This is a genomic window from Rhizobium sp. RM (assembly GCF_013390595.1).
Taxonomy (GTDB): Bacteria; Pseudomonadota; Alphaproteobacteria; order Rhizobiales; family Rhizobiaceae; genus Agrobacterium.
In genome coordinates this window covers 152,336-170,388 of record NZ_JACAWV010000007.1, presented here as the reverse complement: position 1 = coordinate 170,388, position 18,053 = coordinate 152,336, and the positions used below count along the sequence as shown (strand labels likewise).

The following is an 18,053-nucleotide window of genomic DNA, read 5'->3' as shown; positions in this document are numbered from 1 at the left end:
CATGCCTTCATTTCGATTGTGTTGTCTGGGCGAGAAGCGCTTCAAGCGCCCGTAGATCCGCAGCGGTGCTCATGGATCTGATCAGCGCCGGTATTTTTGCAAATTTCGCGCTTCCACCGGTCGCGTCGATGAATTTGTCGGTCGGGTCTGAAATGCTCGGCAGACCGTCGATACGTCGAGAAAGCACCGTTCCGTCTGTTCTAGTCACGTCGATGACCACAAAACGGGTTGTCGGATCAGGTGAAAGGCGACGAGCGGTATCATCGTGACTGCGGCTGACCTTCGCGGAGAGATCAACGAGATCGCTCCTTACTGGGCGTTCGTCAAAATGGCTGATCAGAAGTGCACCGTCGATTACTGCTGCTGCAAATACATATTCAGCGCTGAAGCGGGCATCAATGCCGGTCGATGGGATAGCGGAACCAATTAGCGCCGCATCGCCGCCTGGAGGGAAGGTAATGTTGACGGCTTTGACCTCTTCGGGCGCCAGACCGCTTTCGTTACGAAGCAAGAGCGCACCAACCGCGACCGGGTGGCTTGCCGTGCAGCAGGGAAACGCTTTGAGCGTCAGGCCTGGTGTTATGATTTGCCAAGGGGCGCCCCAGCCTTGCAGTACACGATCGGGCTGCTCAGCACCAAATGCAAAGGCCGAATAAAAGCCGATTGGATTTTCCAGGAAATCCGGTGCGCCCTGAAATCCTGCTCTGGCAAGCCGTGCTGCGGTCAGACCAGCCCGTGACGCTAACCCGGCATGGAGCGGCTTGGCGTCAAACCCGAATTGCAGGCGTAACCCAGCCGATTGCGTGGCCGCGAGACCGAGTGCGGTTGCGGTGGTTGATGTGTCGAATTTAAGGAGATGGGCGATGGCTGCTGCTGTGCCGATGGTGCCGAGCGTGGCAGTAGCATGGAAGCCGTTTTCATAGTGTTTTGTGCCAAGTGACAGTCCGAGCCGCGCCATCGCTTCCAGCCCGACAATGTAGGCGGCAATAAAGGCATCCGCGCTTGCTTCTTCCTCAATTGCGACAGCAAGCAGGGCAGGGATGATCGCAACGGTGGGATGGCCGCGCACACTGCCATGCACATCATCATAATCAAGAACGTGGCCAGAATGGCCGTTAATAAGGGCAGCGGTAAAGGCATCTGTACGGAGATTGCTGCCGATAATAGCCGACGAGCCCGAAGTGCCAGGTGTAAAGGTGTCAATCAGGATTTGAGTGCTTCTGTCTGCTGCGCCACCCAGGACACAAGCAAAAAAATCGATGAGCGCGGTGCGTGCAATCTCAATCGCCTGCGGTTCCTTCTGTGGATCGGAAGCGACAATCGTTTGCGCAAGACGGAGCGTCAGTTTTTCCAGGTCGGCCATGGCATCAGATCCCTTCGCCGTCGCTGACCCTCGCGATCTGTCCGCCCAGACCCTTTACGAAAGCGTTGATGCGTGGATTGGTCGACTTGTAGAAGATGTGCTCCGGTGTACCCTGATCGACGATGAGCCCATTTTCGGTGAAGACGATCTTGTCGCTGATTTCTTCGGCGAAGCGCATCTCGTGGGTGACAAGAATGCTGGTCATGCCATCGTTGACGAGGTCGCGAATGACCGAGAGAACTTCCCCCACTGTTTCAGGATCAAGCGCCGAGGTGACTTCATCGAAGAGTACGAGTTCGGGCCGCATGGCCAGGGCGCGGGCGATCGCCACACGCTGCTGCTGGCCACCGGAAAGCTGGCCGGGGTAGGCGTCAACCTTCTGCGACAACCGTACTTTTTCCAGCAACTCGCGGGCGTGACGCTCTGCGTCTGCTTTCGGAGTTCCGAGAATTTTGATCGGCGCGATCGTAATGTTTTCCATTACCGTCAGGTGCGGAAACAGATTGAACTGCTGGAATACGATGCCGATACGCTTGCGCAAAGCGATACGCTCGGCTTCGGTTTTCAAAAGATCGACACGGGTGCCGCCGACGCTGATCTTGCCCGACTGCGGGATCAATAATCCGTTGATGCAGCGCAAAATCGTTGATTTGCCCGAGCCCGATGGTCCGATGATCGATACGGCATCGCCCTTGTTCACCGAAAGATCGATGCCTTTCAGGACCTGATTGTCACCGAAGGACAGGTGTACACCTTCAAGTTCAACAAGTGCGCTTGTCCCGGAGGCGAGGGCGTTGGTTTCTGTTACGGATGCGGACATGGCAATTTCCAATCAGCGGGAAGCGAAGCGTCGTTCAAGACGCTGCGTGAAACGGGACACCGGATAGCAGAACAGGAAGAATGCCATCAGGACGGTGAGGTAGACGACCACGGTGAAGTCATTGCGCTGTACGGCGGTGCTTGCATCCGTCGCAGCATGAAGTAGTTCGTGCACGCCAACCAGGGACGCGAGCGCGGTGCCCATGGTGATCGACGCGTAAAGATTCATCCACGGCGGCAAAGAGCGTTTCACGCATTGCGGTAGGATGATCCAACGAAGTGTCTGGTTACGGGAAAAACCAAGACCTTGCGCAGCTTCCCATTGAGCGGTCGGGATGGATTGAATCGCACCGCGGGTGATTTCGGCAATGTGGGCACTTGCCGGGATCGCAAGACCAACCACCGCCTTGATCCAGTCGGGGAAGGGAATGTAGTCGCCGAAAATGACCAGTTCGAAAGGGAAGATGTAGGTTGCCGCGAAGATCAACACCAGATGCGGCGCGTTACGGAAGATCTGCACATAGGTGAGCGCTGGTGCCCGTACGATCTTGTAGGGTGCAAGCTCCATGATGCCGAGCATCACACCGATAAATGTGCCAATCGCGATCGCAAGAACACTGATCAGCACGTTCATCATGAAGCCGGTGGCTAGATAGGGGAGCCACTGCAGCAGCACCTGTCCGAGCGAGGGGTCGAGGATCAGCCACAGGACGACAGCGATGATGACGCCGGATACCAGCAGCGTCCCGAACGGCAGCTTTTTACTGCCTGGATGTTGTGAGACGACTGCGCTCATTGGCCAAATCCCGGAACTGCAAGGCGACGTTCAAGCCATAGGCCAGCTCTAGCGACGATCAGATTGATAACGCTGAAGAAGATCAGAATGACCAACATCAACTCGACGACGTTGTCCCGCTGGGTCCAGATCAGAATAGACGCGTAGGTGATTTCACCAACGGCAATTGCCGAGCCGACCGTGGTCAACTTCACCAGATTGACCAGGTTGTTGATGATCGATGGCAATGCCGTGCGGATTGCCAGAGGAAACTCAACGTAGCGCAGGATCTCCAGCGAACTGAAGCCGATGGCTCGCGCTGCCTCGATGGTGGTGGCTGGAACAGCTTCGATACCGCCACGCAAAGCTTCCGCGTGGAAGGCCGCGATGTGAAGACCCGTTATGGCGACGACCCAGAAGAATGGCGTCAGAGGGTTGTTTTGGGCACCTCCAAGCGCGTTGGAAATCAGCATGTTCAAGACGAGAAAGCCACACATCAGTTGTACGAGCGTGGGCGTGTTTCGTGTCAGTTCCACATAGGCGCGAACTGGCGCGGCAAGCCATGGCCTGCCGGAAGTCAGCATCGCTGCGAAAATGAAGCCGAAAACAAGACTGAGTGGCAATGTGACTGCGACAAGGATCAACGTCATCTTCATGCCGTTGAGCCAAATCTGAAGCTCGTAACCACTGTTCAGAAAATCGTAGTTGAGGCCGATCTTGGCCGCCAATTCTATGAAGCGCGCAATAAAGGCGTCCTGCATCGCAAATCCAATGATGTTGTCGCGGTTGCCGCTACAAAGCATAAACGAACGGCCGGGGAAACCTGCCGTTCGTCACGTTGAAGATAAAACATCACACTTTCCTGCTGACATCTCCTGGCTGCATGCCGAGGGATGGGAAGGAGGAGTACTGCTCGCTTACTGAGCGGCAGAAAGTTTCTTCTGCTGTTCTTCCATGTAGCCAATACTCGGAAGTCGGTTCGACTTCGCGAATTCGATCATCTTCCCGGAAGCATGCAAGTCCTTGACGATCTTGTCGAGTGCCGCCTGTGTGTCGCTTTCGCCCTTGCGCAGCCAGATAACCGAATCTGACGGGATAAGGTCGGTGGGGATCAGAATCCCGTAGTCCTTCCACTCGTCAGCGCGGTCCTGAAGCATCAGGCTGATCGTGCCATTGACGTGAACGGAGACATCGCAGTTGCCACCCTTCAATGCTAGGAGCGATTCAGGCTGGCTCGGTAGTGCCTTGACCTCTGCGCCGTATTCTTCGATGAGCGGCTGGGTGTAGTTGGAGCCCTGCGATACGCAAGCGATCTTGCCCTTCAGGTCAGACCAGTCCTTGATGCCGGAATCCTTGCGCCCGATCGCTGCGCCACCCTGACGGTCGTAAGGTGTTGGTACATAGTCGAGTGTCTTGGCGCGTTCTTCCGTGTACTGCATGTTTGCAATGAGGATATCGACCTTGCCCTGCTGCAGAAACTGCACGCGGTTGGGCGGGGTTACAGTCTCAGTGACAAGCTCGACACCGAGACCGGCCGCAAGCGCCTTGGCGACATCGATGTTGAGGCCTTTTTGCTCCTGGGTTTTCGGATCAATGAAACCGAAGGGAGCGCCGGACAGGATCACACCGACGGTCAGCTTACCGCGTCCCTTGATGCGGTCAAGCGTCGCATCAGCGTGGGCGGCGGTGGCCATGGAAGCGATAATGACGCCACCAGCGACGAGTTGCGCGGCAAATTTGGAGAAAGTGAAGGCCATGGGTATTTCCTTTTGCGTGTCGTTGGAAACTACATGACAGTCCCTGCGAGAGCGAGAATTGGCATTGCGCAAAAAATGACCGGGATAAAATTACGTTCCAATAAAATTCTTGGACCGAAAAAATATCCTAATTTTTGTAAATCGTAGAATCTTGTTCTTCAATTTGGAGATGAGCCTGCTCTTGCAGGAAGCCAAAATGCGTCGTGGATCAGCTATGATCTCTGACCAAGCCAGCAGGCAAGGGCGGCATGTCTGAAATTCCGGATGGAGGTAAGGCGCGGTCGACCTTCCAGTGACCGCACCTTTCTGGCTGTTTTAGCGACCGGCGTTGTACGCAGCAATTGCCGCCATGTTGACGATATCGCTGTCCTTCGCGCCCATGGCTGTGATCTGGACGGACTTGTCTAGGCCAACGAGAAGCGGCCCGATGACCGTTGCGCCACCCAACTCCTGCAGCATCTTGGTGGAGATCGATGCGGAGTGAATGGCAGGCATGACCAGAACGTTGGCGGCGCCGGAAAGGCGGGCGAAGGGGTACTGGCTTTGCATGCGATGGTGGTTCAGCGCCACATCAGCGGACATTTCACCGTCCACCTCGAAGTTCACGTTGCGCTTGTCGAGGATCTTCACCGCTTCGCGGACCTTGTCGGAGCGTTCACCAGTCGGCTGGCCAAAGGTGGAGTAGGCAAGCATCGCCACACGTGGCTCGTAACCGAACCGACGAGCGAGACCGGCTGCTTCTTCGGCAATATCGGCGAGGTCTTCGGCTGACGGCATGTCGTGGACAGCCGTGTCGGCTACGAAGACCGTGCGGTTGCGCGACACGACGAGTGAAACGCCGATGACGCGGTGACCGGGCTTGGTGTTGATGCAGCGACGGATGTCTTCCAGTGCCGTCGAGTAATTGCGGGTGACACCTGTCACAACTGCGTCCGCATCGCCCATCGCGACCATGCAGGCCGCGAAATGGTTGCGGTCGTTGTGAATGAGGCGCTGTACGTCTCGCAAGAGGAAGCCGCCGCGTTGCAGACGGGCATAGAGATAGTCGATGTAGGCATCAACGCGCGTGGAAAGGCGCGCATTGGTGATCTCGATATTGGCACGATCAAGGTCGATGCCCGCCTTCTCGGCATTTGCTTTAATGATGTCGTCACGACCGAGAAGAATGGCCGTACCAAGTCCCTGCGCGGTAAATGAAATCGCCGCGCGCATGACCTGTTCTTCTTCCGCCTCTGCGAAAACCACGCGCTTTGGCGAACGGCGTACGCGCTCGTAGAGCCGTTGGGTTGTAGATGCCATTGGGTCGCGGCGGGCGGACAGCTCACGCGCATAAGCGTCGAGGTCCGGTAATTCGCGGCGCGCCACACCTGTTTCAATCGCGGCCTTTGCGACGGCGACTGGGATGGCCGAGATCAGCCGCGGATCGAACGGAACCGGGATGATGTATTGCGAGCCGAAACGCGGGCGGTTGCCCTGATAGGCTGCTGCCACGTCGTCGGGCACGTCTTCACGTGCGAGATCGGCAAGTGCCTGCGCGGCTGCGATCTTCATTGCGTCGTTGATCTGGCTGGCGCGAACATCGAGTGCGCCACGGAAGATGTAAGGGAAACCAAGAACGTTGTTGACCTGGTTCGGATAGTCGGAACGACCGGTCGCCATGATCGCGTCGTCGCGAATGCGGGAAACCTCTTCCGGCGTAATTTCCGGATCTGGGTTGGCCATGGCGAAAATGATCGGCTTCGGTGCCATCGAACGGATCATCTCTTCAGTGAAGGCGCCCTTTTGCGAAAGCCCGAACACGACGTCGGCACCCTTCATGGCCTCCGCCAGCGTGCGCTTGTCAGTCTTGACCGCATGGGCTGACTTCCACTGGTTCATGCCTTCCGTGCGGCCCTGGTAGATCACGCCCTTGGTGTCGCAAAGCGTGATGTTTTCGGGGTTGAAGCCCATGGCCTTGATGAGGTCCATACAGGCAATGGCGGCAGCGCCCGCCCCGTTGCAGACGAGCTTTGTTGTCTTGAAGTCGCGGCCTGTCAGTTCAATGGCATTGATCAGACCGGCTGCGGCGATGATGGCGGTACCGTGCTGGTCGTCATGGAAAACGGGAATGTCCATCAGCTCGCGCAGACGGCTTTCAATGATGAAACATTCCGGTGCCTTGATATCTTCTAGGTTGATGCCGCCAAAGGAAGGGCCGAGATAACGCACACAGTTGATGAATTCGTCGGCGTTTTCGGTGTCGACCTCAAGGTCGATGGAATCGACATCGGCGAAGCGTTTGAACAGAACGGATTTGCCCTCCATGACAGGCTTGGAAGCCAATGCACCGAGGTTGCCGAGACCGAGGATGGCCGTGCCGTTTGAAATCACTGCAACCATGTTGCCGCGCGTCGTATAGTCATAGGCGGTTGCGGGGTTTTCGGCGATCGCTTTGACGGGGACGGCAACACCAGGCGAATAGGCCAACGAAAGGTCACGCTGGGTTGCCATTGGCTTGGTGGGAGTGATCTCCAGTTTGCCCGGTCTGCCGATTGCATGGAAATCCAGTGCTTCCTGATCGGTGACCGATGTTCTGTTGCTTGCTGGCTTCGTCGTGTCGGACATGAGAGGTGCTTGCTTTCTGTCAATCGTTCAAAATGTTTGCAGTTGTTATTGTATTTTTTGCACGCCTGCCAAGTCTTGAATGTTGTTCACTGCAGCAAAAGTGTCGAGGACGATTTTTCCGTGCGATTCAATCGATTAAGTCGTCAAGTTGGCAATTCACATATCCCGCGCCATGCTGAGAAAAGATTGCAAGTGCTTTCCCGGAACGCCACGCCTGACGAGAATGACGCTTTCAGAAACAGTGTCCAGATTGGTGAACGGAACACCTGTCACGCCCCCTGTGGCGCGGACGGTCTTTTCCGGGAGGATGGCGATGCCAGCTCCCGCTTCAACGAGCGAAAGAATGGTGTTCACATTTGCAATCCGCATGCCGATATCTGGTTCTAGCCCCCTGTCAATGAACAGCGAAAGCGCACTGTGGCTGAGACCGACACCTGTCTCATCGACAGGTAACAGAAGTTTTTCCTGACAGATTTCCTCGATCGACAAGGTACGACGGGATGCCAGTTCATGCCGTTCGCTGAGTGCCACACAAAGCCTTGATCCATCGAACGCAACTGCGCGCAAGGTCTGCGGTAGCTGCGGTAATGGTGCCCTCACAAATGCGACGTCTGTCTGGCGGGTCGCGACATCCTTGATGAGTTGATCCATGGTGGTGCCCGGCATGAGTTCCAGCCTGATGCTCGCGTTCGCACCGATGAATTTTGCGATTAAAGCAGGCAGTTTCTGATCGGCCATGACGCTGGTGCCGAAACCGATCCGCACAATTCCGAACTCACCGCGTCTGATCTGGTCCGCCTTCTCTTGAGCCACTTTGGTGCGGGTGAGTATTTCTTCCGCCTCGACGAGCATGACTTGCCCAGCAGGTGTCAGTTCGACGCCGCGATTGATCCGGCGAAACAGCGGGAAACCCAGGCTTTCTTCGAGTTGCCTGATCCTTTGGGTGACGGCGGGCTGCGCGATACCAAGCTGGGCGGCGGCTGCCCGGAAATTCCGTGTCCGGGCGGCTTCCACGAAAATCGTGAGTTGACGCGTATCCATTGCTGAAAAGCCTACGTATTTTTTGATATTATGATATAAGGTTAGCTTATCAAACTTGCTTGCATCGTGCATTGTCATAGTGTCGCACGCGACGTTATACCGCGACCAGAGTTTTGATCGCACTTGCCCATCGGGGCTGCACCGCGATTGAAACCGGGAGGATTTGTTCTAGCGCTTGCGGCTGCCCGCCAGGGTCGTCGTGGGGTTTTGCATTGAATGGTCAACCATGAAGTTCACTACGGATTTCCTCCTACCCAAACCTCCGCGTTCAGCAATACCGCCATTATGCCGTCTTTGTCGTCCCATCGGGGCCGACTGTCCCTGTTGTGCGGGACATTGAACGATTATCGGGCGTCGCCTTACAGGCAGCTCTCAAAAACTGGACATTAAATCAATGAGCCATCCACAAGTCTCCACGTCACTTCCAGCCAGATTGTGGCTGTTTGTGCTCGGGGCCGTCATTCTTCTGGCGGGCCTGTTCTTTGCTGTCGGAGGAGGCAAGCTTGCCACTCTCGGCGGCAGCCTCTACTTCGTCATCGCGGGCGTTGCGCTCGTCATTTCCGGCCTGCTCGTGATCCTGCGCAAGCCTGCTGGAGCGTTACTGTTTGGTCTTACCGTCGTTCTGACGGTCATCTGGGCAATCTGGGAAGTCGGTCTCGATTTCTGGCCTCTGATCTCTCGCCTTCTGGCGATTGGCGTCGGAGCGGCTGTTGTTGCGGCATCCTATCCGCTACTGCGTCGTGCGGTCGGAAAAACACCGGCCTACGGTATTTCGTTTGCGGTGGCCGTGGTCATGGCACTTGTCTCAGGTGCGGGTTTCGCCGGTATGTTTGTCGCTCACCCGACCGTCAGTTTCAGCGGTGAAGCCGCCGCGCTGACGCCGGTCTCGCCTGCGACAGAGCAGAAGAACTGGGAGCATTACGGTAATACTGCAGGTGGTAGCCGGTTCGTGGCGCTTGATGACATCACGCGCGACAATATCAAGAATCTGGAGGTTGCCTGGACCTATCACACCGGTGACACACCGATCAGCCCCGGTGCGAACGGAGCAGAAGATCAGCAGACCCCGCTGCAGGTGGGCGACACGGTGTTCCTGTGCACTCCGCATAACAATGTCATCGCTCTCGACGCAGACACCGGCACTGAAAAGTGGAAGACCGAAATCAATGCGAAATCATCCGTCTGGATGCGTTGCCGCGGCCTTGCCTATTTCGATGCCACACAGCCGCTCAAGCAGCCAACTGCGCCAGGCTCTACGCCTGTTACACCTGCTGTCGTTGCCGACGGTGCGCTTTGCCAGCGCCGCATCTTGATGAACACCATCAATGCCGAACTGATCGCGCTGGATGCCGACACGGGTGCATATTGCCCCGATTTCGGTACGAATGGCCGTGTTGATCTGACGATTGGTCTTGGTGATGCGCCCGATCCGCAATATGTGTTGACGTCGGCTCCAACGCTTGCCGGCACAACGGTCGTCGTCGGCGGGCGTATCGCCGACAACGTTCAGGTGGATATGCCTGGTGGTGTCATGCGCGGGTTCGATGTCATAACCGGGCAGTTGCGCTGGGCTTTCGATCCAGGCAATCCTGATATCACGCTTCTGCCGCCTCCCGGCCAGACATACACGCGTTCCACTCCAAACGTCTGGGCAGCGATGTCCTACGATCCGGACATGAACACTGTCTACATGCCGGTCGGCAGCCCATCCGTCGATCTTTACGGCGCGACGCGCACCCCGCTCGACCACAAATATGGTGCGTCCATGCTGGCACTTGATGCCACCACCGGCCGTGAAAAATGGGTCTACCAGACGGTTCATAATGATCTCTGGGACTTCGATGTTCCGATGCAGCCGAGCTTCATCGATTTTCCCAAGGCAGACGGGACCGCGGTTCCGGCTCTTGTCTTCGGGACGAAGGCGGGTCAGCTCTACGTGCTCGACCGCGCTACGGGTCAACCTTTGACCCAAGTCGATAATGTGCCGGTCAAGGCGGCAAACATCCCCAATGAGCCTTATTCGCCGACCCAGCCGCGTTCCGTCGGTATGCCGCAAATTGGTGCGCAGACACTCACTGAAGCCGATATGTGGGGCGCTACGCCGTTCGATCAGCTTCTTTGCCGCATTGCCTTCAAGGGCATGCGCTACGAAGGGCTCTATACGGCTCCAGGCACCGATGTGTCGCTCAGCTTCCCGGGTTCGCTCGGCGGTATGAACTGGGGCGGACTTTCGACTGACCCGACCACGAATACGATCTTCGTGAACGATATGCGCCTTGGTCTTTGGATTCAGATGAAGGAAGCCGCACCGAGCAACGTCACTGCAAGTGGCGGCGAAAGCGTCAATACCGGCATGGGCCTTGTGCCAATGAAGGGTACGCCTTACGCGGTTGACAAGAACCGGTTCCTCTCGGCGCTCGGAATCCCATGCCAGGCTCCACCGTATGGTACGATGACTGCCATCGACATGAAAACGCAGAAGATCAAGTGGCGTATGCACCGCGTTTGGCGGTGGAGAGGCCGAGCGAAACAAGCGTTTCTGCATGCCTGACGGCTGCAGAAACGCCATCGATCACAGGCACGCCAAACTCTCTGGAGAGGTTCGCAGCAAGATCGGCCATGCCAGCACAACCCAGCACGATCGCTTCGGCCTTGTCTTCCAACAGCGCTGCTGCGATCTCGGCCCGCAGGCGAGGCATCGCGTCGGAGGAGGGGTCTTCGAGCGAAAGGACCGGGATATCGGCTGCACGGACCTTGGCGCGCGTTCCCATGCCGTAGCGATGAACGAGATGCTCAACGGGAAGCCTTGAGCGTTCCATGGTTGTAACGACGGTAAAACGTTGGGCAATGAACGCTGCTGTTGCAACGGCCGCTTCACAGATCCCGATCACCGGGATGGTGGCTAGCGCGCGTGCGGCATCGAGCCCTGTGTCGTCGAAACACGCGATGACAGCTGCTTTCGCCCCGAGCTTTTCGGCTTTTGCAACTTCGATGAGCATGCCTGGTATGGCGAAAACCTCGTCGTAATAACCCTCAATGGAGACCGGCCCCATGGTGGAGGTTACTGCCAGGATTTCGGTGTCGTTGCTTGCCGCGCGCGTCGCAGCATCGGCAATCGTTGCCGTCATGGATTGCGTGGTATTGGGATTGATGACGAGAATGCGCATGTTTCGTTTCTTTAGCCGCGTGAATGGCGGCGGTTCATGTAGACGATAAGGCCGAGCGTAGCGGCAATCACGATGAAGGAAAACAGTGTGGTGACCGCGCCAAGGGCATAAAGCACTGGCGTGGTGACGTTTGTCGTCATGCCATAGATCTCGAGCGGAAGGGTGTTGTAAGTGCCAGATGTCATCAATGTTCGGGCAAACTCGTCGTAGGAGAGGGTAAAGCCGAATAGTCCCACACCGATCAAGCTGGGCGCAATCATTGGCAAGACAACATGCGCGAATGTCTGCCAGGAAGACGCTCCAAGGTCGCGCGCAGCTTCTTCATAAGAGGGCGAAAAGCGGTTGAATACGGCAAGCATGATCAGGACCCCGAAAGGCAACGTCCAGGTGAGATGAGCGCCGAATGCTGATGTATACCAGGACGGTTCCAGTCCAAGTTGCTGGAAAAGCACGCCAATGCCGAGAGAGATGATGATTGACGGGACGACAAGGCTGGCGACCGAGAGGTAAAAGAGCGGTGTTGCGCCTATGAACTTGCGACGAAAGGCAAGGCCCGCGAGAAGCGAGACAAGCACAGTTACGACCATAACCATCAAGCCCAGCCCGAACGAGCGACGGAAGGAGCCGCCGAAATCACCGACGGCCTGCTGCTCAAACAGGTTGCCGAACCAATGCAGTGAAACACCGTTGAGCGGGAAAGTGAGGCCCCCGTTCGGTCCCTGAAACGCGAGGATCAAGATGGCGGAGAGTGGACCGTAGAGAAACAGCACAAAGAGAATGAAGAAGAAGGACAGGATATAGAATTCGCGGCCACGTTTTTCGGAGTGCATAGATCAGAGCTCCTTGCGGATGTCGACGATACGCAGGATGCCAGCGACCATCAGGAGAACAAGGATAAGCAAAATGACAGCATTGGCTGCCGCAGCAGGATACTGCAGCAGAGACATCTGGTTCTTCATCATCAGTGCTACAGACGCACTTTGTCCCCCGGACATCACCTGAACGGTTGAGAAATCCGCCATGACGAGCGTCACCACGAAAATGGTCCCAATTGCCATTCCGGGTTTGGCGAGTGGAATGATGACGTTGGACAGGATCTGCCAACTGCTTGCGCCTGCGTCCCGTGCGGCCTCTATCAACGATTTGTCGATACGCATCAGCGTATTGAAAATCGGGGTCACCATGAACAACGTATAAAGGTGGACCATCGCAAGTACGACAGCGAAATCCGAATAGAGCAACCATTCGATGGGTGCTGGCACGATGCCGGTGCCGACGAGCGCGCTGTTTACGAGCCCGTTTCGGCCAAGCACGGGTATCCATGAGATCATCCGGATGATGTTGGATGTCAAAAAGGGGACGGTGCAGATCAGGAACAGGACCATCTGCATGGTGGTGGTTCGAATATGGAAGGCAAGGAAATAGGCAACCCAGAAACCGCAAAAAAGCGTGATTGCCCAAACGATGGCAGCGAATTTGAGCGTGTTGATGTAGGTCTGCCAGGTGACCCACGACCCCATGGTTTCCGTGTAATTGAACGTTACGAAATCAGGATACATCTGGGCGAAGTCATAATCCCAGAAGCTGACGACAGCGATCATGATGATCGGCAGAAGCAGGAAAAAGCCGAGGATCAGGAAGAGCGGTGTCGCCTGAATATAGGAGACCAGTTTTTGCGGCAGCACGAAAGCGCGCTCCGGTCTATCCTTCTTTTCACTCACACCGATGAATCTGACTGTCACCAAGGTTTATCTCCCGCAATAGGGCCGGTTGGGCCAGATACGCGGCGTAAGTTCGCCGCGCATCCGTTTTCTTGCTAACCTTTATGATCAGGCTGCGATGAACTCATTCCAGCGGCGGACCATGTAGCGGTCTTCGTCCATGACTGAGTTCCAGCATGCCACCTTGCCCATGCGCTCCTCGAAGGAGCCGCCATCGCGAACCGCACCGGCCTTTTCCATGACCTTGCCGTCGGGCGCAACGATGTCGCCCTGAGCGGGCTTTCCTTCGACCCAGTAGCCCCATTCGTCAGCAGACATGTGCTCCTTAGCGGTCTCCATGGCTGCGGAATAATAGCCTTGGCGGTTGAGGTAGGCACCGACCCAACCGGATGTGTACCAGTTGATGTATTCATAGGCTGCATCGAGCTTTGCGCCTGAGAGGTGCTTGGCAAGACCGAGGCCACCACCCCAGGACCGATATCCCTCCTTCAGTGGCTGGTATTTGCAGGCGATGCCCTTGGAACGAACGGCTGCAACAGCCGGCGACCACATGGACTGGATGATGACTTCGCCCGACGACATGAGATTGACGCTTTCGTCGAAGCTCTTCCAGAAGGCGCGGAACTGTCCATCCTTCTTGGCCTTGATGAGGAAATCGATCGTCTTGTCGATCTCTTCCTTCGTCATGTTGCCCTTGTCGGCATATTTGATGTTGCCCATGGCTTCCATGATCATCGCCGCGTCCATGATGCCGATCGATGGGATGTTCAGAATGGACGTCTTGCCCTTGAACTTCGGGTCCATGATATCGGCCCAGCTCGTGATGTCGCGGCCGACAAGATCCGGGCGGATGCCGAGAGTGTCGGCATTATAGATCGTTGGGACCATGGTGAAGTAGTCTGTCTCGCCCTTCGCGAAAGACTTGTCGCCAGGCTTTTCGACAAACCCGACCGTGTGCGGCGCCGTGCCCTGCGCAACGACGCTGTCGGGCTTCAGCTTGCCGGTTTTAAACAGCGGCACGATCTTGTCGTAGTATTTCAGCTTCTTGATTTCCATCGGCTGGATAACGCCTGCCGGATAGACCTTCTTCAAAATCCAGTATTCGATATCGGCGATGTCATAGGAATTTGGCTGGGTGACAGCGCGCTGAGCGGCTGCGTCCGAATCCGTCGCGGTCATTTCAAGCGTAATGCCAAGGTCGGCCTTGCACTTTTCTGCAATGGCATTGAGGTTCGATACGCCGGTACCGAACTGGCGAAGCGTGATCGGGTTTTGCGCCCAGATGGTCGGGAAGCCGGTGATCAGGCCGGAACCGATCGCTGCGCCGGTTGCGGCAGCACCCGCTTTAAGCAATCCGCGGCGGGAAAGTCCGCCCTTGGTTTTGGAAGTGTCGGTCATTTCAAAGTTCTCCTCTGGTTATTTTTTCGGGTCACTTCTCTACGCGGCCGAGCACAATGGCATCGGTCGTATTCCATGAGAGCGGGATCGCGTCGCCGACCTTCACCGGCGCCTCGAAAAAGGCGACATCGCTCAAAATGACGTTGAAGTCTTCAATACCTGCGCCGGTCACCGCAATCCTGACGCTACCGCCGCGATACTCGACGTTGGACACGATGCCGGTGAAGCCGAGGCCAGGTTTTTCGGGTTCGCCGACACGCACACGGTCAGTCCTGACGGCGATATCCATGCGGTCACCATTCGGGACAAGGCCATTACCGACGAAGGTTCCTCCGCCCGCAACCTCCATCGTCACGAGCTCGCCATCGTTGTTCTTAAGACGGCCGGAAATGACGTTGTGGTCGCCCATGAAACGGGCAACAAACGCTGTCGCCGGTCGCTCGAAAACCTCGCGTGGTGTAGCAGCCTGTTCAATACGACCGTCGTTCATGACAACGATGATATCGGCCAGCGCCATAGCTTCTTCCTGGCTGTGGGTGACGTGAACGAAGGTGATGCCGAGCGACGTTTGCAGCTTCTTGAGTTCGGCCCGCATGCGGATTTTCAGAAACGGATCGAGTGCCGAGAGTGGCTCGTCCAGCAACAGCGCTTCCGGATCGGTGATCAAAGCACGTGCCAATGCCACACGCTGCTGCTGTCCGCCTGACAGTTGGGCGGGCCGGCGACTTGCATAGGGCTCCAACTGCATCAGTTTGAGCATGTCGAGTGCCTTGCTGCGACGCGTTTCCTTATCCATCCCCTTCATCTTGAGGCTGAAGGCGACGTTGTCGACGAGATCAAGGTGCGGGAAGAGCGCATAGGACTGGAACATCATCGCGGTGCCGCGTTTGGCAGGAGGCAGGTCCGTAACCACCGTATTGCCGAGCCTGACATCGCCACTGGATATGCTCTCATGGCCGGCAATCATCCGTAGCGTGGAGGTCTTGCCACATCCCGACGGACCAAGCAGGCAGCAATAACTACCCGCCGGTATCTTAAGGCTGATGGCATGGACCGCAGTCGTTGTGCCATAGATCTTGGAAACGGAAGCGATGTCGATTTCAGCGGCCTTGCTCATGCATTTCCCTCTTTTGATCGGCTCATGCGTTGCATAAGTCGTGCCAGTTCGCTTTCCGCGCGCTAAGGCCATGGAATTCCAAGACTTAATTTTTGCGGAAACAGAGGGCGCATTCTCATGGAGGGTTGCATGCACAAAAAACGCGCTTTCGTTTTCATGAGTGCACAAAATTGTATACAATAAATTCCACGATGACTGGACGATTCCTGTTTGCGCCGCGCACGCTTCGCGTTAGAACAGAGGGGAAACAGGACGAACCAATGAGCCTCGCCCAGATTGCCCCACCATCCGATCCGACGCAGGAAGACCGTGCACAGGCCATCCGCGACACTTTGCGTGATGCCATCGTTGATCGGCGGCTCGCGCCTGGAACAAAATTGTCTGAGTCAGAAGTCGGAACGCTGTTCGACGTCAGTCGAACGGTGGTGCGTGCAGCCCTCCAGATGCTCGCCTTCGAGGGCCTGGTTCGCGCTGAGCGCAACCGTGGTGCATTCGTATCCAATCCAACACCCGACGAGGCAAGGCAGGTTTTTGCGGCGCGCAGACTAATCGAGCCGGGAATTGTCGATGCTGCCATCGAGCGGTTGACGCCTGCCGCGGTCAAGCGGCTCAAAGATCACCTGATGGAAGAAACGCGGCATCAGCACGAGCGCGGGCCAAGCGCCAGACGAGCGGAAATCAAGGCGTCCGGCGATTTTCATCTGATGCTGGCTGAAATTTCCGGCAACGCGATCCTTGCGAAATTCATGGACGAGCTGGTTGCACGCTCGTCTCTTGTCATTGCGCTTTACGGCCGATCAGGCGTTTCGAGCTGCGGACACAATGACCATGCTGATCTACTTGACGCACTTGAAACAGGCGATGTGGAAAAAGCCCGCTCATTGATGCTGCATCATATCGACCACATCGAGGCAGATCTCGACCTCCGCATGAAGGAGGGTCTCGCACTCAAGGATGCGCTGGCGCTCTAGACTGATGTCATCCTCGGAATGAACCCGAGGATGCCACAAGGTCTGGCGTAACGCTCAATCATGCCGCATAGCGACTGATCGCAAGATCGTGCGTGTCGATTTCCGGCTTCTCGCCGCTGATGAGATCGGACAATACCCGGGCGGAACCGCACGACATTGTCCAGCCGAGCGTGCCGTGACCGGTGTTGAGATAGAGGTTGTCGTAGCGCGTCGCTCCGATAACGGGCGTACCATCAGGTGTCATCGGGCGAAGTCCACACCAGAATTTTGCTTGTGACTGATCGCCTGCGCCACCAAAAAGGTCCTCAACAGAATGAGTTAGCGTTTCTTTCCGGACGGCCGGCAGATCCTTGCTGAACCCGGCAATCTCCGCCATCCCGCCGACACGGATGCGTGAGCCGAGGCGTGTAATGGCAACCTTGAATGTTTCATCCATGACGGTCGAAACCGGGGCCCGTTCCTCTTTCACGACCGGCACGGTGATGGAATAGCCTTTCACCGGATAGACTGGCAGGTCGAGCCCAAGCTGGCGAACGAACTGCGGTGAATAGCTGCCAAGCGCTGCGACGAAGACATCGGCCTCGATCAGGCCTTTTGTGGTCTCCACTGCCTTTATGCGGTTTGCTTCAACGATGGGGCGCATGACACCTGTATCGTAGATGAAGGTGACGCCAGCATCTTCAGCCATTCGGGCAAGTTCTGTCGTGAACATGAAGCAGTCGCCGGTTTCATCGCCGGGCAAGCGCAATCCACCGACAATCTTGTCCTTTGCAGGCGAAAGTCCGGGCTCGATCGCAGCGCAGCCATCCCGGTCGAGAATTTCGAAAGGCACGCCGCCAGCTGTAAGAACATCGACATCCTTTCCGATAGCATCGAATTGCTTCTGGGTGCGGAAAACCTCCAGTGTTCCCTGCATGCGCTGGTCGTACTGAATGCCCGTCTCGTCACGCAATGCCATCAGGCAATCGCGGCTATATTCCGCAATGCGGACCATCCGGCTCTTGTTGATTGCATATCGTGCTGATGTGCAGTTCCGCAGCATCTGGGTCATCCAGCGCCATGCGGCAGGGTCTGTTGTCGGGCGAATGATAAGGGGGGCATGTTTCATGAACAGCCACTTCATCGCCTTGACCGGAATGCCAGGTGCTGCCCAGGGAGAAGAATAGCCCGGGGAAACCTCGCCTGCATTTGCGAAGCTTGTCTCCAGTGCTGCCGCCGGCTGGCGATCGATTACCGTTACCTTGTGGCCCGCCTTTGCCAGGTACCAGGCGGAGGTCACGCCGACAACGCCGGCTCCCAGAATTGTGACGTTCATGATCG

General features: G+C 56.6%; 15 protein-coding genes. 2 read left to right on the top strand and 13 right to left on the bottom strand.

Annotated features, from left to right (window positions below; translation table 11 throughout):
• Nucleotides 1-7 precede the first annotated feature (7 nt).
• The 7 genes from HWX89_RS05420 to HWX89_RS05390 form a co-directional block, all read right to left on the bottom strand.
• Entirely contained in the window at nt 8-1,363 is a 1,356-nt protein-coding gene (locus HWX89_RS05420) for an MmgE/PrpD family protein (RefSeq protein WP_138793365.1), read from the bottom strand.
• A gap of 4 nt (nt 1,364-1,367) precedes the next feature.
• Complete coding sequence (locus tag HWX89_RS05415; RefSeq protein ID WP_138793364.1) at nt 1,368-2,183, bottom strand: amino acid ABC transporter ATP-binding protein; 816 nt, start codon at nt 2,181-2,183, stop codon at nt 1,368-1,370.
• A 12-nt stretch (nt 2,184-2,195) separates the two neighbouring features.
• Nucleotides 2,196-2,978, bottom strand: a complete 783-nt coding sequence (locus HWX89_RS05410; RefSeq protein WP_138793363.1) for an amino acid ABC transporter permease — start codon at nt 2,976-2,978, stop codon at nt 2,196-2,198.
• On the bottom strand, nt 2,975-3,718 hold the full coding sequence (locus tag HWX89_RS05405; RefSeq protein ID WP_138793362.1) for an amino acid ABC transporter permease: 744 nt from the start codon (nt 3,716-3,718) through the stop codon (nt 2,975-2,977). Before HWX89_RS05405 ends, HWX89_RS05410 begins: the two co-directional genes overlap by 4 nt.
• Nucleotides 3,719-3,874: 156 nt before the next feature.
• Complete coding sequence (locus HWX89_RS05400) at nt 3,875-4,714, bottom strand: transporter substrate-binding domain-containing protein (RefSeq protein WP_138793361.1); 840 nt, start codon at nt 4,712-4,714, stop codon at nt 3,875-3,877.
• A gap of 315 nt (nt 4,715-5,029) precedes the next feature.
• A complete protein-coding gene (locus tag HWX89_RS05395; protein ID WP_138793360.1) occupies nt 5,030-7,318 on the bottom strand; it encodes an NADP-dependent malic enzyme in 2,289 nt (762 codons plus the stop codon).
• Between the two features lie 156 nt (nt 7,319-7,474).
• Nucleotides 7,475-8,431 (bottom strand): LysR family transcriptional regulator, encoded by a 957-nt coding sequence (locus HWX89_RS05390; RefSeq protein WP_502707581.1) that lies wholly within the window; start codon nt 8,429-8,431, stop codon nt 7,475-7,477.
• A gap of 322 nt (nt 8,432-8,753) precedes the next feature.
• On the opposite strand from HWX89_RS05390, the gene HWX89_RS05385 reads away from it, so the two are divergent.
• Nucleotides 8,754-10,910 (top strand): membrane-bound PQQ-dependent dehydrogenase, glucose/quinate/shikimate family, encoded by a 2,157-nt coding sequence (locus HWX89_RS05385; RefSeq protein WP_246705092.1) that lies wholly within the window; start codon nt 8,754-8,756, stop codon nt 10,908-10,910.
• On the opposite strand, the gene HWX89_RS05380 is transcribed toward HWX89_RS05385, so the two are convergent.
• The 5 genes from HWX89_RS05380 to HWX89_RS05360 all read right to left on the bottom strand — a co-directional run bounded on the left by HWX89_RS05380 (nt 10,843) and on the right by HWX89_RS05360 (nt 15,762).
• Nucleotides 10,843-11,526, bottom strand: coding sequence for an aspartate/glutamate racemase family protein (locus HWX89_RS05380; RefSeq protein ID WP_138793358.1), 684 nt, complete (start codon nt 11,524-11,526; stop codon nt 10,843-10,845). The two genes, HWX89_RS05385 and HWX89_RS05380, sit on opposite strands and share 68 nt — an antisense overlap.
• A gap of 11 nt (nt 11,527-11,537) precedes the next feature.
• The gene (locus HWX89_RS05375; RefSeq protein ID WP_138793357.1) at nt 11,538-12,356 is read right to left on the bottom strand and encodes an ABC transporter permease; all 819 of its coding nucleotides are present in this window, start codon (nt 12,354-12,356) and stop codon (nt 11,538-11,540) included.
• 3 nt (nt 12,357-12,359) lie between these two features.
• Nucleotides 12,360-13,271 carry an ABC transporter permease gene (locus HWX89_RS05370; protein ID WP_138793356.1) on the bottom strand — a complete coding sequence of 304 codons (912 nt, stop codon included), beginning with the start codon at nt 13,269-13,271 and terminating at the stop codon, nt 12,360-12,362.
• Between the two features lie 84 nt (nt 13,272-13,355).
• Complete coding sequence (locus HWX89_RS05365) at nt 13,356-14,645, bottom strand: ABC transporter substrate-binding protein (protein WP_138793355.1); 1,290 nt, start codon at nt 14,643-14,645, stop codon at nt 13,356-13,358.
• Between the two features lie 31 nt (nt 14,646-14,676).
• Nucleotides 14,677-15,762 (bottom strand): ABC transporter ATP-binding protein, encoded by a 1,086-nt coding sequence (locus HWX89_RS05360; protein WP_138793354.1) that lies wholly within the window; start codon nt 15,760-15,762, stop codon nt 14,677-14,679.
• A gap of 260 nt (nt 15,763-16,022) precedes the next feature.
• On the opposite strand from HWX89_RS05360, the gene HWX89_RS05355 reads away from it, so the two are divergent.
• Nucleotides 16,023-16,733, top strand: a complete 711-nt coding sequence (locus HWX89_RS05355; protein ID WP_138793353.1) for a GntR family transcriptional regulator — start codon at nt 16,023-16,025, stop codon at nt 16,731-16,733.
• Between the two features lie 58 nt (nt 16,734-16,791).
• Here the strand turns inward: HWX89_RS05355 and HWX89_RS05350 are convergent, their stop codons facing one another.
• Complete coding sequence (locus HWX89_RS05350) at nt 16,792-18,048, bottom strand: D-amino acid dehydrogenase (RefSeq protein WP_138793352.1); 1,257 nt, start codon at nt 18,046-18,048, stop codon at nt 16,792-16,794.
• Nucleotides 18,049-18,053: the final 5 nt, after the last annotated feature.

Coding starts and splice junctions, on each gene's coding strand:
- HWX89_RS05420 (WP_138793365.1), bottom strand. CDS start 1,363: ATGGCCGACCTGGAAAAACTGACGCTCCGTCTTGCGCAAACGATTGTC.
- HWX89_RS05415 (WP_138793364.1), bottom strand. CDS start 2,183: ATGTCCGCATCCGTAACAGAAACCAACGCCCTCGCCTCCGGGACAAGC.
- HWX89_RS05410 (WP_138793363.1), bottom strand. CDS start 2,978: ATGAGCGCAGTCGTCTCACAACATCCAGGCAGTAAAAAGCTGCCGTTC.
- HWX89_RS05405 (WP_138793362.1), bottom strand. CDS start 3,718: ATGCAGGACGCCTTTATTGCGCGCTTCATAGAATTGGCGGCCAAGATC.
- HWX89_RS05400 (WP_138793361.1), bottom strand. CDS start 4,714: ATGGCCTTCACTTTCTCCAAATTTGCCGCGCAACTCGTCGCTGGTGGC.
- HWX89_RS05395 (WP_138793360.1), bottom strand. CDS start 7,318: ATGTCCGACACGACGAAGCCAGCAAGCAACAGAACATCGGTCACCGAT.
- HWX89_RS05390 (WP_502707581.1), bottom strand. CDS start 8,431: ATGCACGATGCAAGCAAGTTTGATAAGCTAACCTTATATCATAATATC.
- HWX89_RS05385 (WP_246705092.1), top strand. CDS start 8,754: ATGAGCCATCCACAAGTCTCCACGTCACTTCCAGCCAGATTGTGGCTG.
- HWX89_RS05380 (WP_138793358.1), bottom strand. CDS start 11,526: ATGCGCATTCTCGTCATCAATCCCAATACCACGCAATCCATGACGGCA.
- HWX89_RS05375 (WP_138793357.1), bottom strand. CDS start 12,356: ATGCACTCCGAAAAACGTGGCCGCGAATTCTATATCCTGTCCTTCTTC.
- HWX89_RS05365 (WP_138793355.1), bottom strand. CDS start 14,645: ATGACCGACACTTCCAAAACCAAGGGCGGACTTTCCCGCCGCGGATTG.
- HWX89_RS05360 (WP_138793354.1), bottom strand. CDS start 15,762: ATGAGCAAGGCCGCTGAAATCGACATCGCTTCCGTTTCCAAGATCTAT.
- HWX89_RS05355 (WP_138793353.1), top strand. CDS start 16,023: ATGAGCCTCGCCCAGATTGCCCCACCATCCGATCCGACGCAGGAAGAC.
- HWX89_RS05350 (WP_138793352.1), bottom strand. CDS start 18,048: ATGAACGTCACAATTCTGGGAGCCGGCGTTGTCGGCGTGACCTCCGCC.